This window comes from Maribellus mangrovi (assembly GCF_037646455.1).
Taxonomy (GTDB): Bacteria; Bacteroidota; Bacteroidia; order Bacteroidales; family Prolixibacteraceae; genus Draconibacterium; species Draconibacterium mangrovi_A.
In genome coordinates, this window is record NZ_JBBIXN010000010.1 from 37562 (window position 1) to 52736 (window position 15175).

The 15175-nt window shown below is 41.1% G+C and carries 15 protein-coding genes; 8 read left to right on the forward strand and 7 right to left on the reverse strand.

Annotated elements, in window-relative coordinates; translation table 11 throughout:
• Positions 1-14 precede the first annotated feature (14 nt).
• From thrA to bcp, 3 genes are all read right to left on the reverse strand, one after another.
• Positions 15-2435 (reverse strand): bifunctional aspartate kinase/homoserine dehydrogenase I, encoded by a 2421-nt coding sequence (gene thrA, locus WFY05_RS21890; RefSeq protein WP_340115080.1) that lies wholly within the window; start codon positions 2433-2435, stop codon positions 15-17.
• Between the two features lie 201 nt (positions 2436-2636).
• On the reverse strand, positions 2637-3662 hold the full coding sequence (gene recA / locus WFY05_RS21895; protein WP_340115081.1) for a recombinase RecA: 1026 nt from the start codon (positions 3660-3662) through the stop codon (positions 2637-2639).
• A gap of 11 nt (positions 3663-3673) precedes the next feature.
• Positions 3674-4138 (reverse strand): thioredoxin-dependent thiol peroxidase, encoded by a 465-nt coding sequence (gene bcp / locus WFY05_RS21900; RefSeq protein ID WP_340115082.1) that lies wholly within the window; start codon positions 4136-4138, stop codon positions 3674-3676.
• A gap of 154 nt (positions 4139-4292) precedes the next feature.
• Between bcp and WFY05_RS21905 the strand changes: the two genes are divergently transcribed.
• From WFY05_RS21905 to floA, 4 genes are read left to right on the forward strand one after another with little or no spacing between them, the layout of a single operon-like run.
• A complete protein-coding gene (locus tag WFY05_RS21905) occupies positions 4293-5723 on the forward strand; it encodes an SPOR domain-containing protein (RefSeq protein WP_340115083.1) in 1431 nt (476 codons plus the stop codon).
• A complete protein-coding gene (locus WFY05_RS21910) occupies positions 5720-5998 on the forward strand; it encodes an ATP-dependent Clp protease adaptor ClpS (RefSeq protein ID WP_340115084.1) in 279 nt (92 codons plus the stop codon). The genes WFY05_RS21905 and WFY05_RS21910 overlap by 4 nt, the downstream gene beginning before the upstream one ends.
• A gap of 3 nt (positions 5999-6001) precedes the next feature.
• Positions 6002-6475, forward strand: a complete 474-nt coding sequence (locus tag WFY05_RS21915) for an NfeD family protein (RefSeq protein ID WP_340115085.1) — start codon at positions 6002-6004, stop codon at positions 6473-6475.
• Position 6476: 1 nt separating this feature from the next.
• A complete protein-coding gene (floA, locus tag WFY05_RS21920; RefSeq protein ID WP_340115086.1) occupies positions 6477-7460 on the forward strand; it encodes a flotillin-like protein FloA in 984 nt (327 codons plus the stop codon).
• 821 nt (positions 7461-8281) lie between these two features.
• On the opposite strand, the gene WFY05_RS21925 is transcribed toward floA, so the two are convergent.
• Positions 8282-8440: a hypothetical protein gene (locus tag WFY05_RS21925; protein WP_340115087.1), complete on the reverse strand. Its 159-nt coding sequence runs from the start codon at positions 8438-8440 to the stop codon at positions 8282-8284.
• Between the two features lie 122 nt (positions 8441-8562).
• Here WFY05_RS21925 and WFY05_RS21930 point away from each other — a divergent pair, with 122 nt between their 5' ends.
• Complete coding sequence (locus WFY05_RS21930; RefSeq protein ID WP_340115088.1) at positions 8563-9408, forward strand: ATP cone domain-containing protein; 846 nt, start codon at positions 8563-8565, stop codon at positions 9406-9408.
• A 23-nt stretch (positions 9409-9431) separates the two neighbouring features.
• Here WFY05_RS21930 and WFY05_RS21935 read toward each other — a convergent pair whose 3' ends face one another.
• Positions 9432-10142 (reverse strand): LytR/AlgR family response regulator transcription factor, encoded by a 711-nt coding sequence (locus WFY05_RS21935; RefSeq protein WP_340115089.1) that lies wholly within the window; start codon positions 10140-10142, stop codon positions 9432-9434.
• Positions 10135-11208 carry a sensor histidine kinase gene (locus WFY05_RS21940; protein ID WP_340115090.1) on the reverse strand — a complete coding sequence of 358 codons (1074 nt, stop codon included), beginning with the start codon at positions 11206-11208 and terminating at the stop codon, positions 10135-10137. The genes WFY05_RS21935 and WFY05_RS21940 overlap by 8 nt, the downstream gene beginning before the upstream one ends.
• Positions 11209-11418: 210 nt before the next feature.
• Here WFY05_RS21940 and WFY05_RS21945 point away from each other — a divergent pair, with 210 nt between their 5' ends.
• The 3 genes from WFY05_RS21945 (at position 11419) to WFY05_RS21955 (ending at position 13432) form a co-directional block, all read left to right on the forward strand.
• On the forward strand, positions 11419-11772 hold the full coding sequence (locus WFY05_RS21945) for a MotA/TolQ/ExbB proton channel family protein (RefSeq protein ID WP_340115091.1): 354 nt from the start codon (positions 11419-11421) through the stop codon (positions 11770-11772).
• Positions 11773-11791: 19 nt separating this feature from the next.
• Entirely contained in the window at positions 11792-12571 is a 780-nt protein-coding gene (locus tag WFY05_RS21950) for a tetratricopeptide repeat protein (protein WP_340115092.1), read from the forward strand.
• A 108-nt stretch (positions 12572-12679) separates the two neighbouring features.
• Positions 12680-13432 (forward strand): DUF5995 family protein, encoded by a 753-nt coding sequence (locus WFY05_RS21955; RefSeq protein WP_340115093.1) that lies wholly within the window; start codon positions 12680-12682, stop codon positions 13430-13432.
• A gap of 43 nt (positions 13433-13475) precedes the next feature.
• Here the strand turns inward: WFY05_RS21955 and ftcD are convergent, their stop codons facing one another.
• Complete coding sequence (ftcD, locus tag WFY05_RS21960; protein ID WP_340115094.1) at positions 13476-15173, reverse strand: glutamate formimidoyltransferase; 1698 nt, start codon at positions 15171-15173, stop codon at positions 13476-13478.
• Positions 15174-15175: the final 2 nt, after the last annotated feature.

The window sequence follows — 15175 nt, forward strand, 5'->3', positions numbered from 1 at the left end:
AAAGACTCTGGTAATTAGATATTGGACACTTTGATTAGATCGGCAAAAACACCTGCCGCAGTAACCGAGGCACCAGCGCCATAACCTTTTATCAACATCGGGAATTCGTCGTAACGTTCGGTGGTGTACATCACCAAATTGTTGCTTCCTTCCAGGTCATAGAACGGGTGCGTTGCATCCACTTCTTCCAGACCAGCCGAAGCTTTACCGTTTTCGAAACGCGCTACAAAACGCCATTTTTTATTTTCAGCATCCAGTACTTTTCGTCGTTGTTCAAATTCCGTATCAAGCGATTTGATCCCCGACCAGAATTCATCGAGTGTGCCATCGAACAATGAATCGGGCACAAAACGCTCGATTAAAATCTCATCCATTTCAAGCACGTAACCTGACTCGCGCGCCAGGATCAGTATTTTTCGGGCCACATCAACACCACTTAAATCAATTCTTGGATCGGGTTCTGAATACCCTTCTTCCTTTGCCATTTTAATGGTCTTACTGAATGGCACATCTTCTGAAATGGTATTGAATATATAATTTAAAGTACCCGAAAGAACCGCCTCAATCTTTAAGATTTTATCGCCTGAATTCACTAAATCGTTAAGCGTATTAATGATAGGTAATCCGGCGCCAACGTTGGTTTCGAATAAGAATTTCACACCTTTCTGCTTGGCAATTTTCTTCAGTTCGGCGTAGTTTGAATACTCCGACGATGCCGCTACTTTATTGGCTGTCACCACTGAAATATTGGAACCAAGAATCCTTTTGTAAAGTGCTGCAACGTCTTCCGAGGCCGTACAATCAACAAAAACGGAGTTATAAATATTCATCGCTTCCATTTCGTCAACAAAAGCGTGTAAACCCGAAACATGGTCTGAATTTTCAAGCAACTCCCTAAATTTTTCAATTTCAATTCCATCGCGGTGAAAAACCATTTTCTTCGAATTGGCCACGCCGGTAAGTTTTACTCTCAGGTGTTTTTCTTTCAGCAAACGATTCTGCTGCTGCTGCAATTGCTGCAATAAATTGCCACCGACCGTTCCAATTCCCATCAGAAAAACATTGATCTCCAAAAACTCCGACAGGAAGAAGGATTCGTGAACTACATTCAGTGTTTTACGCAGCTCCTCGTTTTTCACCACCCACGAAATATTCAACTCCGAAGCACCCTGCGCAATGGCGATTATATTTACACCGCTTTTACCAATGGTAGAAAAAAGTTTTCCGGCAATACCCGTAGTGTGCTTCATGTTCTCACCAACAATTGCAACCACTGAGACTCCGCTTTCCAGCTCAATTTTATTGACCTGTCCGCTGTTAATTTCCTTTTCAAACTCTTCCCTGATCGCCGCTTCTGCCACTTCAATCGCTTTCTCCTCGATTGCAATACTTATTGAATTTTCGGAAGATGCCTGCGAGATAAGAATAACATTGACGTTAACACTGGCCAGCGCCGTAAACAATCGCATCGAGATACCGGTTACTCCTACCATACCAATTCCCTGAATCGTTAACAAGGTGATGCCCGAAATGGATGAAATACCTTTGATTGGTCGGTCGAGTCCGTTTTTAACGCCTTTAATGATCTTTGTTCCGGCGTTTTCAGGCTCGAATGTATTTTTAATCTGAATTGGAATTCCCTTTTGATAAACCGGCAGAATGGTAGGGGGATAAATTACTTTTGCACCGAAATGCGAAAGCTCCATTGCTTCAGAATAAGTTAGTTCAGGAATGGTATACGCTTTTCGGATCACACGTGGATCAGCGGTCATAAACCCATTTACATCGGTCCAGATTTCCAGGATCTCGGCATCGAGGGCAGCAGCAATAATTGCGGCAGTAAAGTCAGATCCTCCACGGCCAAGTGTAGTAAATTCACCCTTATTGTTTTTTGAAATAAATCCCGGAACAACTGCTTTTCCTCTAAAGCCGGAAAATGCATCACGAATTTTCTGATTGGTAACGTTAAAGTCAACTGAAGCTCTGCCAAAATTACTGTTGGTGCGGATAAATTCCGATGAATCTTTACGATCGGCCCCAAGATAATGGGCTACAATGTGCGATGAAACGCGTTCGCCAATCCCGGCGATACGGTCAAGCGTTTTAGCCGTTAATTCCCCAACCAGAGTAATTCCTGTAAGAATCTGCTCCAGCTCATCGAGCAAATTATTTACCAGTTCCTGTACTTTTCCTGAGCCGTTAAAAAGCTCCTGAAGAGTTTCCTCGTGCTTTGTTTTAATTTCCGTAAGTTCTGTATGAAAGTCGCCTGTTCCCGTTGCAGCATTGGTTGCTGCATTTAGAATTTTATCGGTTATTCCGCCCAGCGCGGACACTACTACAATCACATCGTCCTTTTCTGCAAGAACGATCTGCTTCACTCGTTTAATGTTTGCGGCAGAACCTACGGATGTTCCACCAAATTTCAAGACTTTCATACAATTAAATTGTTTATTTAAATGGTATCTTATTAAACTTGTCCGAACATTAGGGATTCGTTTAATACTTCTTTAGTTAAGTTTTATTCTCTTTTTTCCAATGCTTTACGGAGATTTATTCTCCATTCAAAATTGCTTATAAAAAAACCGGATGAATCGACAGAACCAATTCATCCGGTATATTCTGTCATTATTTTTCGCTTAAACGGTCGTTTGAGGTTCTGTAATGGCTTCAATAATTTTGGTTTCCAGCTCGTGAGCCAGCTCAGGATTATCAACAATCAGCGTGCGAACGGTTTCGCGTCCCTGCCCGAGTTTGGTTTCGCCGTAACTAAACCACGATCCACTCTTTTTAATGATATTGAACTGTACTCCCAAATCGATGATCTCACCTGATTTTGAGATTCCTTCGCCATACATAATGTCAAATTCGGCTTTGCGGAATGGCGGTGCCACTTTGTTTTTCACCACTTTCACCCGCACATGATTTCCGTTGACTTCATCGCCATCTTTTATTTGACCAATTCGACGAATATCCAATCGAACCGAAGAATAAAATTTTAAAGCATTACCACCAGTTGTGGTTTCCGGATTACCAAACATTACACCGATTTTCTCACGCAACTGGTTAATAAAAACACAGCATGTTTTTGTGCGGTTGATGTTGGCTGTAAGTTTACGCAGTGCCTGCGACATCAGACGTGCCTGTAAGCCCATTTTCGAATCACCCATTTCACCTTCCAGTTCGGCTTTAGGCGTTAATGCAGCCACCGAGTCGATCACTACAATGTCCAAAGCTCCTGAACGGATCAGGTTATCGGCGATCTCCAGTGCCTGCTCTCCGTTGTCGGGCTGCGAGATCAATAGCTCATCGATGTTCACTCCCAGTTTCCTGGCGTAATAAGGATCGAAAGCATGCTCGGCATCAATAATGGCGGCAATTCCTCCTGCTTTTTGAGCCTCGGCAATCGCGTGAATGGCCAGAGTGGTTTTACCCGACGACTCCGGTCCATATATTTCAACTACTCTTCCTTTCGGATATCCTCCAACTCCCAATGCCACATCAAGTGCAATGGATCCGGAAGAAATGGCCGGCACGTTTTCATCGCCGTGGTCGCCCATGCGCATTATCGAGCCTTTTCCATAGCTCTTTTCAATCTTATCCATTGTAAGCTGAAGCGCTTTCAGCTTTTCCTTATTCATTTCGGTTTTTTCTTCTTTGGTCATTTAAGATTAGCTTATAAATTTAATGCTTCTATTATCTGGTTGGTATGATCTTTCGTTTTTACCTTGTCAAAAATTTCCTGAATTACTCCGTTTTCGTCGATCACAAAAGTTTTACGCAAAACTCCCATGTACTCTTTCCCGTACATTTTCTTTAATCCCCAGGCTCCGTAAGCCTCCAGAATTTCTTTTTCAGTGTCTGAGATCAGATTGAAACGAAAACCAAATTTACTAATAAAATTCTGATGTGACTTCTGACTGTCGGGACTAACTCCAACAACCTCAAAACCTTTTTCCAGCCACGCATCGTAATTATCATTCAGGTTACACGATTCGGCCGTACATCCGGGTGTATTGTCCTTGGGGTAAAAATAAAGGATCAATTTTTTTCCGGCGTAATCTTTCAGGCTTATTTTTTCTCCATTCTGATTTACTCCCTCAAATTCAGGAGCTTTGTCTCCAACTTTTAAGCTTGTCATTTTTTTGAGTTGTTACGTTTTACAAATATAAGTTATTAAATGTTATTTATGCGGTCTCCAAATTAGTTCCTACGGTTTAATTCAGACTAATTTAAATTCTCAAAACACAGTTTTTTGTTAAATTTACATATCAGAAACTGAATTTGTTTTTTTGATGGATTTTAGAAGAACCTGCGTACTAGTAACAACAAGCTTCTTTTTATTGTTTGCTTCATTTTCAAATTTGGCAAGCGAACAGGATAACACTTTGGTGAAGGCCATAAAACTGTTCGATCAACAGGAATATGAAGAGGCGGAATTATTGTTAAAAGGATTACTGGATAAGAATCCCGATCACCTGATGGTAAATTATTTTTATGGTGCCTGCCGAACTGAAAATCAGCACTACGAAAATAAGGAGATTGCATATTTATTAAAAGGGAGTACCGGGGAGGCGCCCCTGAAAACCGATTATTACCTGGGAATTCAATACCAGGCACAAAGCCGGTGGGAAGATGCAATCAGGCATTATAAGACTTATCAAAATCAGGTTGGCAACGAAGAACAAGCCGAGTTAAACATAACCGAAAAAATCAGACAGTGCGAAGAGCACATCAATCCTTACACACCTTACGAAGAAGAACAGGCCGTTATAGCTCCTATTCCACGCCCTGAAGAAGAGCAGGCCAGGATAGAAGAAAGTGCTTCAGTAGCTGGCGGAGCTGTATATCCGGGAATGGGAAACGATACTTTAATGGCCGACACTGCATTGGTGGCTATCGACTCGGCGGCAACCGATACACTCCTCCAAATCGCTGTTGCTAAAGAACCGGTACCTGAACAACCAAAAGCGGAACGCATCGATTTTACCATTAACGGTGAAATGACCTACATCGATACCTCCAATTTTCAAACCCGTGAAGGACTCCATAATTTTCTGATGTGGCAAAAATCGGCTTCACAGCTCGATTCATTAAAATCGTTAATGAATAACTGGCGCGAATCGTATGCCCAGGCAACAACGACTTCACAACGAGATCAGTTGGGGAATAAGATCATTGCGGGCGAAAATGAATTATTTACCCTTCAAAAAAAGACAAAAGAATACAACACACTTGCCATTAAAGCTGAAGACGATTTCTGGAAATCACAATCCGAAACAGATCGCCTGAAATTTACCAAACACCTGAAAGCATTGGACCGATCTTATTTAGTTCCTGACCAAACCGTTGATCCTCCGCTCGATACAACCATAATTATACCACAGGAAATTCCTCAAAGTATTCCTGCCACAGCAACGAGTCAATCACCGGGCGATACCGATGAACTGGTTTATAAAATTCAGATTGGAGCTTACAGTCGTGGTCTTCCCTCGTATGTAAAAAAGCTTTACGAAAAATTATCCTATATCCGTAAAATAGAGAATTATACCGATGACCGTGGTGTTGTAGTTTACACTACCGGCAACCTGACTAATTACGATGATGCCGTAAAAATGCAAAATCAGGTGCGGCAGGAAGGCATAGAAGATGCATTTGTTGTGCCATATTTTAACGGAAAAAGAATAACTTTGAGTGAGGCAAAAAAACTCGAACAGGAAAAATGACGATAAGAGAGCCTAAAAATATCCCGATACAGGATTCCAACGAAAAGGTGTTAGAGGAGAAATTCCTGATTTTGCACAACGACGATGTGCATACATTTGATTATGTGATCGATGCATTGATCGAAGTATGCGATCACGATTTTGAGCAAGCCACACAGTGTACTTTCCTGGTTCATTACAAGGGAAAATGTGACGTTAGAAAAGGGAGCCAGGAAGAGCTTAAACCCATGAAAGATGCACTGATTGAACGCGAACTTAATGCCACAATAGACTAAACTATGTCGATATTTGCTATCATTCTACTCATCCTGCTGGGACTGGTGCTATTACTCATTGAGTTTGCGGTCATCCCGGGTGTTACAATTGCGGGAATCGGAGGTTTTTTGCTCCTGGGAGCCAGCGTTTATATTGCTTTCAGCGAACTGGGAAACACGGCCGGATTTATTACTTTGCTGGTGGTACTGATTGTAGCACCGGCCATGATTTACTATTTCTTTAAATCGAGGACAGGCAAAAAGATGATCCTCGAAAAAAACATCGACGGTAAAGTTGAATTCGTTAACAGCCAGAAGATTGCTGTTGGCGACACCGGAAAAAGCATTGGAAGACTAGCACCAACCGGGAAAGCGCGGGTGAATGGCGAAGTTGTGGAAGCCCAATCAACCGGAGCCTTTGTCGACCACAACACCGAAATTAGAGTATTAAAAATTATATCCAATAGAATTATTGTTGAACCTGTAAATAAAAAATAAAATGATTGAGACACTTGGCACCTGGGGATTGATAATCGGAGTAATTGTACTCCTCTTCATCATCCTGTATTTTATACCGATCGGCTTGTGGTTTTCGGCCCTTGTTTCGGGAGTTCGAATTTCGCTGATCCAGTTATTCCTGATGCGATTCCGAAAAGTTCCACCCGGAATTATCGTTCGTGCACTTATTGAAGGAACAAAGGCGGATGTACCTTTAAGCCGCGATGCTCTGGAAGCCCACTACTTGGCGGGCGGACACGTTGCAAATGTGGTTCATGCGCTGGTATCGGCTTCAAAAGCAAACATTGAATTACCCTTTAATATGGCCACGGCAATCGACCTTGCCGGCCGCGATGTTTTCGAGGCGGTTCAAATGTCGGTTAATCCAAAAGTTATTAATACTCCTCCGGTTACCGCGGTAGCAAAAGATGGTATTCAGTTAATCGCAAAAGCCCGGGTTACTGTTCGTGCGAGCATTAAACAATTGGTGGGTGGTGCCGGCGAAGAAACCGTACTGGCTCGTGTAGGTGAAGGAATTGTATCCTCTATCGGATCGTCGCACTCGCACAAGGCAGTACTTGAGAACCCGGATTTCATTTCGCGTGTAGTGCTCGAGAAAGGATTGGATGCAGGTACTGCATTCGAAATTCTATCGATTGATATTGCTGATATAGATATTGGTAAGAACATTGGTGCGGTGCTGCAAATCGATCAGGCAGAAGCGGATAAGAATATTGCACAGGCTAAAGCAGAGGAACGCAGAGCTATGGCCATTGCGCTTGAGCAGGAAATGAAAGCCAAGGCACAGGAAGCACGCGCTAAAGTAATTGAAGCAGAGGTTCAGGTTCCACTCGCCATTTCTGAAGCATTCCGTTCAGGCAATCTCGGTGTAATGGATTATATGAAATACAAAAACATTATGGCCGACACTTCAATGCGCGATTCCATTGCCGGTGATGACCCAAAAGATAGTAAGGATAAATAAGCTATAATTGTTTCAAATACATAAAGCCTACTGTTGCTTAACAGTAGGCTTTTTTTATTAACGTTTGTTTGCAAGTTAACATTCACTTAAAAAAAGGTGTAAAAAATACACTTTTTTAATTTTAATACGCTCGTTTCATGTTTTTCACCGTATCTTTGACGCATAGTTTTAGTTCATAGGTTTAGGTTTGATTAGTTTTATTGGTTTAGTTAGTGAAAAGGATGGGTATTGACCCGTCCTTTTTTTATGCCCAAAAACCATCAGTCCAGCAAAACATTTACGCGCAATATCATATTGATACTATTTGCTGATTTTTTCAGATATTAATAGATCCAGCTTATACTTCATAGACAAATTGAATACAAAAAGTGTCATTTTTTTAGCACCTTGTTAGTTGTTGTATGGAATTTTTGATTTATATTTGAGACATAGTTTTAGTTCATAAGTTTAGGTTTGATTAGTTTTATTGGTTTAGTTAGATGAAAAGGATGGGTGTTGGCCCGTCCTTTTTTTATGTCCTCTCTCAAAACTATGCTCCCTTCACAAAATCCTCAAAACACCTTGTCAAAATCCATTAGCATATAATTCCAAAATCTACGATAGACAGACTCGAATGCGCATAGATTTAAAAGATGTTATAAAACACATTTTTTAACATTCTGTTAACCCAACAATGTGCTTTTTGACTTACATTTGTAGCATAGTTTTAGTTCATAAGTTTAGGTTTGATTAGTTTTATTGGTTTAGTTAGATGAAAAGGATGGGTGTTGACCCGTCCTTTTTTATGTCCCTCTCTCAGCAAGTCAACAAATGATATTCGGCTAGTATTTCTGAAGCAGCGTTAATAAGTCCTCATCCAGTTTATAACCGTACCAATCCTGGTAATCCGCATCTTTACGTCCCGAATTCAGTATCCCGAAAGTCCCTTTAAATTCCCAAAGCCCCCCTCCAATTCCATGCTCGGATAAAACACTTAACACATCTTCAAACCAGGCAAGAAAAACCTTGTGAGGTGTGGCATTCCAGCAAACGCATTCGTAATAATGAACTCCTAATGGTTTAAGTCAGAAAATTGGTAATTTAGGGTATTCAAACTGAAGCAATGCAGAACAAACATTTCGTAAGAAAAGCTTCGGGAGAAACGGAACCGTTCTCTCAAGAAAAACTTGAAAATTCGCTACGTAAAGCCGGCGCTTCTGAAGCAAATATATCATTCATTGTAAACGACATTGTCAACTGGCTTTATGAAGGCGTGACAACTCAAAAGATTTATACACGTGCTTTTAAATTGTTGCGGCAAAAACGCGGCAGTTTAGCCGCCCGGTACAAACTTAAAAAGGCAATTATGGAACTCGGCCCAACCGGTTATCCTTTTGAACATTTTGTTGGCGAACTAATGAAAGCTGAAGGCTACAAAGTGAAAACCGGCCAGCTGATACAAGGAATTTGCGTGCAACACGAGGTGGATGTGGTGGCCACAAACTCGAATACCCAGTGTTTGATGGAATGTAAATACCACAACAGTGCCGATAAAATATCAAATGTACAGGTTCCGCTTTATATTCGTTCGCGCATGAACGACATAATTGAGCGACGTAAAAACGATCCGGAATACGAAGATCTGGAATTCGAAGGCTGGGTAGTTACCAATACCCGATTCTCGGAAGATGCCACAACTTACGGAATGTGCAGCGGACTGAAAATGCTGAGTTGGGATTTCCCGAAAAATTCAGGGCTAAAAGATCGGATTGAAAAGCATCACCTATTTCCAATAACGTCGCTTACTCAATTAACCCATAAACAGAAACAGGCACTCATGGAAGCCGGCGTTGTTCTTTGCAGGCAAATTCTTGCCAACAGGCACGAGTTGGACAAACTGGGATTGACTTCTACAAAACACAAACGATTGATGGAAGAAGTTGAAGCCTTAACGCTTCAAAACAGTTAAGTCATCTATATAAGCAGCAAGCATCAATCTTCCAGCCATTTAAGCACTTCATTCTTGTAGCTGCGGCTAATGGGGATTTGCTTTTTACCAATTTCGACGTACTCGGCGGTAAATGAATCGATAGCATTTTGAGCCACAATATACGAGCGGTGAACACGCAAAAACTCATTCTTTGGCAATTTTGCCTCGATATTTGAAATGGTTTCGCGGGTTACCACATTTTTTGTTTTCAGAAAAATACGAATATAGTCGGCCATGCTTTCGATGTAAAGAATTTCATCGCAATCAATTTTTACCATTTTTCGATCCGACCGGACAAAGAATGTTTCTGCACTTTCCGAACTTATCTTTTGTAGCGGTTCCTGCGGCACATGAACCGTTTCATTCAAATATTTATTGACGCCCTGCAACAAACGTTCAAAAGAAATGGGCTTCAGCAAATAATCTACAGCCTGCAGGTCGAAACCATCCACGGCATATTCGCGGTATGCAGTTGTAAATATTATTTTAATGTTCTTGTTGATCGATCGGGCCAGTGATAATCCGGATATTTCAGGCATATTGATATCCAAGAATATCAAATCAACTTCCTGCGAGCTAATTATTTGAAAAGCTTCCATGGCATTTTTGCAGCTCCCTAAGATTTCAACGTTTTCGATTTTTGCAAGGTGACTTTCAAGAATCTCACGCGCCACGGGCTCATCATCCACAATAATGCATTTTATATTACTCATCCTTCTTTACTTTTCTAATATCGTCGATTACAAGTTTAGCCGAATACCACTGCCTTTCTACCTTGCCGGTTAAGCGGTAATTATCTTTGTAATTCAGCTCCAAACGCTTATGAATATTTATCAAACCAATTCCGCCGTTTTTCTCTTCTTCCTCATCCTGTAGATACGTATTATCGATTGAAAACTCAAGACGGTTGCCAATAAGTTTCACCACTACTTTTATTTGCAAAAAGCCATCAACCAAATTACCATGTTTGAAAGCATTTTCAACAAAAGGAATTAAAAGCATGGGTGCAATCTGAATCGTTTCATCAATTTCATCAGCAAGAAAAATCACTTTCAAAGTATCCTTAAAACGAATCTTCTCTAGGTCGATGTATTCTTTTATATGCAGAACCTCTTCCTTTAAACTTACCCGCGGTTTATCCACCTGGTAAAGAATATAGTCGAGCAGGTTCGACAATTTCAAGATAATTTCCGGTGTATGAATCGATAGCTTTAGCGCAAATCCGTATATCGTATTAAGTGTATTAAACAGAAAATGTGGATGAATTTGTCGCTTCAAATAATGCAACTCCTGTTCTTTTAGCTGAAGTTGCGTTTCCAGAATTTTATTCTGAAGCTCTTTGTTTTTCGACAGGGTTTTGAAATTGTGGTTCAACAAACTTGCGAAACTTACAAAGCCAACTACTAATACGACAAGCACAATTACAAACGTAAAATTCTTGCTCATCGGTGGCATATTGGTTATATCGAAATTCAGCAGAAAATATAGACAACCGTATAGTAACAACACAATTTCGTACGAGGTAAATACCACCAGGTAAAATGTGTAAAGCCCAAATTTCCAGTACTTTTTTGTGAGTAAATACCGCGGAATTAAAAAGTAAACCATAAAATAGGTAATGCCCATGGTGAGTGGCAGCAGCAGACTGGAGAACCATAAAATGTATCGTGTATTGTTGTTGTTGTAGCTAAAAAAGTATACAAAGAAAAACCACACCGCTATCCATAACAACAGGTGCACCCAAATCAGCCTTGTCTTTATAAAACGCAACAAATTCATTCAAACAATGTTACGCATTTTCTTTGAATCGTCGGTTCTTTATAGACCAATGAACCATTTTACACGGCCTTTTGCAGTTTTTTGGTTGAATTTCATTTTATACCTTTAAATCCGTCGAAAAGCATTTTAATTGTTTACCCGGTCGCAATAAAAAAAATGGATAATGAATCTTCTGTAAATTCGATTCAGTATTCATAAAAAAATTAAGCTATGTCGCATCTTATTGAGATTCTAAACGACGGAGGTGTTTATATCACTTATCCAATTCTGATCTTACTTCTTGTAATGGTTGTGCTTTTTGTTCGTGCAATGTTGGGAAAGACCGATTTTGATAAAACAAAATCGCTCATCGTTTCCATTTCGTGGTTTTGTATTGCCTGGGGTTATTTGGGGCGCACTATTGGTTTGATTCAAGCTTTCGACAAAATCCAGGCCGCGGGAGATATCAGCCCCAGCATGTTTGCCAGTCATTTAAAAATGGCTCTTGTTGGACCGCTTGTAGGACTGTTTGCTTTTATAATTGCACGCATTCTCATCGTAATTCTAGTCGCACGGAAAAAATGAACGAAATCCAATACCTAAAATGAAACTAAAACTTGTCGCACTAATTACATTTTGCATCACAACAGTAACCTTAACTGCCCAGAAAAATACCAAATCTGACTTGATCGGGAAATGGCTTCGAATGAGCCAGAACGGACCAGTTGCGCTGGAATTTAAAAAGGACGGAATTGTTGAAGTTGATTTTAACAATGACCAAAGCGTTGATGTGGTAAGCAACTATAAAATCGATAAAAACACCGTCGAGTTTAGTGATAAAGAAGGTGCCATGTGCCTGGATCCGGGAGTATACAAATTTGAAATAACTGATTATTACCTTTCTTTTGATTATATCGAAGACATGTGTAATGGCCGCACAAAAATGACCATGGGATTTTGGGCAAAACCCAATTTCGAGGAACTTCTTGATGAGCTTTCCCAAAAGATTTCAGAAACACAAAATACAACATTGAACCTGTCAAGAGCCAGAATTTACCTGGCGCTCGGAAAATCAGCAGAAGCAAGAAAAGACCTTGATGTTTATCTTGAGAAAAATCAGGATGATGCCCGCGCGCTGATCAACCGGGCCGGAACACGATTTCCAGGTGACATGAAAGGTGTTGTGAAAGATTGCAACAAAGCAATTGCTTTGGAACCGGAAAATAAAAATGCCTTTTTCCTTCGCGGTCTTGCTTTATATGAACTCGGCCAGAAAGAAAAAGCTTGCGATGATTTTTCTCGGGCAATTGAACTGGGATTTTCAATTTTGAAAGTAGCTGAGGAATATCGCTGTTCAGAATACTGGGAAAAAACAAACAATTAGACCAGTGTAATGTAGTTTGACAATACAGAATCCATCGGGGTGGATTCTTTTGTGTTTAAACACTGGCGGTATTTTGTTGTTGATGAATACATAAACTTTGCCCAACAAATGAAGCCGCTTACCCATATCGACGATGTAATTTCAGTTTTGGATGAAATAATTCTGGAATCTTCAGCCAAAAATAGCACAATGGGCTATTTTGCTGTGCTCTACCAAAAAGTAACCATCAAAGTTAAAGAAAAAATTACCGCCGGATTTTTTGATGACGGGCCAAGAATGGAAAAACTGGATGTATTATTTGCCAAACGATATATCGATGCCTATTACGACTACAAAAATCAAAAGCCGGCTACACAATCGTGGGAGATTGCTTTTAATGAAGCCGGAAATTCAAACCTTCTGGTCGTTCAACATCTTTTGCTGGGTATGAATGCGCACATTAATCTGGATCTTGGAATTGCAGCAGCAGAAATCTCTGGCGCCGATAACATCAAAGATCTGGAAGCAGATTTTATTCGCATCAACGAAATTCTTGCTTCGATGGTAGATGAAGTACAACATGGAATTTCCTCGATCTGGCCGTTTTTGCGAAAAATTCTCCGACTTTTAAATAAGGTAGATAATTACATTATCGACTGGAGCATGAAAATTGCACGCAAAGGTGCCTGGAAATATGCGCAAAAAATGGCGATAGCAAATTCCACAAATTGGTTGGAAGAAATTGCTGCCAGAGACCAGAAAGTAGCGGCAAAAACCAAAATAATTATTCAACCGGGAAAATGGATTTTGTTCCTGTTTTGGATCATCAGAGTAAGTGAGCGGGGATCGATAGCTGACAAGATTGCAAAATTAAAGCAGTGAAAAATCCAGTTTATCACTGCTTTAAAAGGATAACTTTAACCTGTTATCCCTCAATTTTTTTGCTGACCACTTCAAGAACATTCCGTTCTTTTTCTTTGGCCGACTTCAACAGATCTTCGGCGAGCCCCAGTTTTTCTTCCACGAAAACTTTGTCACTAAATCCTGCAGCGTTGATCTTCACATTCAGGTAAGCTCCTTCAACGGCTGTGCGTGCACAAAGTGCTCCAACACCTGCATCCGACACCGAATTTGGATTCCCGAAATCGGCCATTGCAGCCATTACTTCCATGGAATCGTGTGCCAGTTGCATTACTTTCAACGGTACTTCAATGGCATTTTTCGTGGCATCGTGAATGGCTTGTTTGCGTTCGGCAATCTCCTGTTCACTTGATTTGGACAGTCCAAAAGCGGCCATAATCTTGTTGAAAGCATCCGTATCTTCATCCACGCATTTCAACAAAGCAGTGTGGAAGTGCTTACCTTTTTCTGCCCATTCCGAAAACTCTTCCCAGCGGTTGTCCCAGCCGCGTTTATGCGATGATAAATTGGCCACCATAGAAGCCAACGCAGCACCCAGCGCGCCCACATACGCTGAAATAGAACCACCACCCGGTGCGGGAGATTCTGACGCCGTTTCATCTTTAAATTGAGTCAATGTCATATCGATAAGCTTTTTTGCCGATTTGCATTCAATGACATATTCGATAATTTTCTTCTTCGGATCAAAAGGATACAACTCATCCAGTCCAAGCGATTTTACGGCTATTTTTATGATCTCCTCATCCGCAATACCGGTTGAACGTTGTTGCTTTTTCAGGAAATATTTACCCGCATCCAACATGGCCTGCAATGGGATCAGCCCTACCAGTTCGGAACCCGTGACCCGAATTCCGCGTTTGCGTGCTTTTTCTGCAACCTCATCAAAGGCAACATGAACCGGAGTTACAGTAATATCTGTAAGATTCATCGAAATTTGTGCAACGCCATACTCTTCAATGTACCAACCAATAGCGCGTGTTTTTTTCAAAGTTCCCGGAATACGAACCGGCTCACCGTTCTCGTCGTTTACAATTTTCCCGGTGATCGGATTTCCTTCGCGTTTTACCCGGCCTGCCTCACGCACATCAAAAGCGATGGCATTGGCACGACGGGTTGAAGTGGTATTCAAATTTATATTATAAGCGATCAGAAAATTACGGGCGCCTATAGCTGTTGCTCCGCTTCCGGACACATTTTTATTCCATCCGCCAGGTCCAAAATCAGGTTTCCATTCGTTGGTGGTGATGCGTTCTTTTAAGGCTTCATATTCCCCTAACCGGCAAGTGGCCAAACTTTTACGCTCGTCTTTAAACGCCGCAAACTCGTAGGCGAACACCGGAATTCCCAATTCTTCTCCTACCCTTTTCCCTAATTTACGAGCATATTCTACGGCTTCCTCCATGCTTACATTGGCCACCGGTACCAGCGGACAAACATCGGTAGCTCCAAATCGTGGATGCTCGCCATGATGTTTGCTCATATCGATCAGTTCAGCGGCTCTTTTTATACCCCGAAACGCGGCTTCGATCACATCGTCGGGATCGCCAACAAAAGTGACTACTGTACGATTTGTTGCTTTTCCCGGATCTACATCCAACAAGCTGATTTCCGCAACACTTTCAATCGCGTCGGTTATTTCTTTGATTATACTTTCATTGCGGCCTTCAGAAAAATTAGGCACGCATTCGATTATTTTTTTCATAA

Bases quoted from the DNA above. Each gene is read 5' to 3' on its own strand.
- thrA (WP_340115080.1), bottom strand. From the start codon at position 2,435: ATGAAAGTCTTGAAATTTGGTGGAACATCCGTAGGTTCTGCCGCAAAC.
- recA (WP_340115081.1), bottom strand. From the start codon at position 3,662: ATGACCAAAGAAGAAAAAACCGAAATGAATAAGGAAAAGCTGAAAGCG.
- bcp (WP_340115082.1), bottom strand. From the start codon at position 4,138: ATGACAAGCTTAAAAGTTGGAGACAAAGCTCCTGAATTTGAGGGAGTA.
- WFY05_RS21905 (WP_340115083.1), top strand. From the start codon at position 4,293: ATGGATTTTAGAAGAACCTGCGTACTAGTAACAACAAGCTTCTTTTTA.
- WFY05_RS21910 (WP_340115084.1), top strand. From the start codon at position 5,720: ATGACGATAAGAGAGCCTAAAAATATCCCGATACAGGATTCCAACGAA.
- WFY05_RS21915 (WP_340115085.1), top strand. From the start codon at position 6,002: ATGTCGATATTTGCTATCATTCTACTCATCCTGCTGGGACTGGTGCTA.
- floA (WP_340115086.1), top strand. From the start codon at position 6,477: ATGATTGAGACACTTGGCACCTGGGGATTGATAATCGGAGTAATTGTA.
- WFY05_RS21930 (WP_340115088.1), top strand. From the start codon at position 8,563: ATGCAGAACAAACATTTCGTAAGAAAAGCTTCGGGAGAAACGGAACCG.
- WFY05_RS21935 (WP_340115089.1), bottom strand. From the start codon at position 10,142: ATGAGTAATATAAAATGCATTATTGTGGATGATGAGCCCGTGGCGCGT.
- WFY05_RS21940 (WP_340115090.1), bottom strand. From the start codon at position 11,208: ATGAATTTGTTGCGTTTTATAAAGACAAGGCTGATTTGGGTGCACCTG.
- WFY05_RS21945 (WP_340115091.1), top strand. From the start codon at position 11,419: ATGTCGCATCTTATTGAGATTCTAAACGACGGAGGTGTTTATATCACT.
- WFY05_RS21950 (WP_340115092.1), top strand. From the start codon at position 11,792: ATGAAACTAAAACTTGTCGCACTAATTACATTTTGCATCACAACAGTA.
- WFY05_RS21955 (WP_340115093.1), top strand. From the start codon at position 12,680: ATGAAGCCGCTTACCCATATCGACGATGTAATTTCAGTTTTGGATGAA.
- ftcD (WP_340115094.1), bottom strand. From the start codon at position 15,173: ATGAAAAAAATAATCGAATGCGTGCCTAATTTTTCTGAAGGCCGCAAT.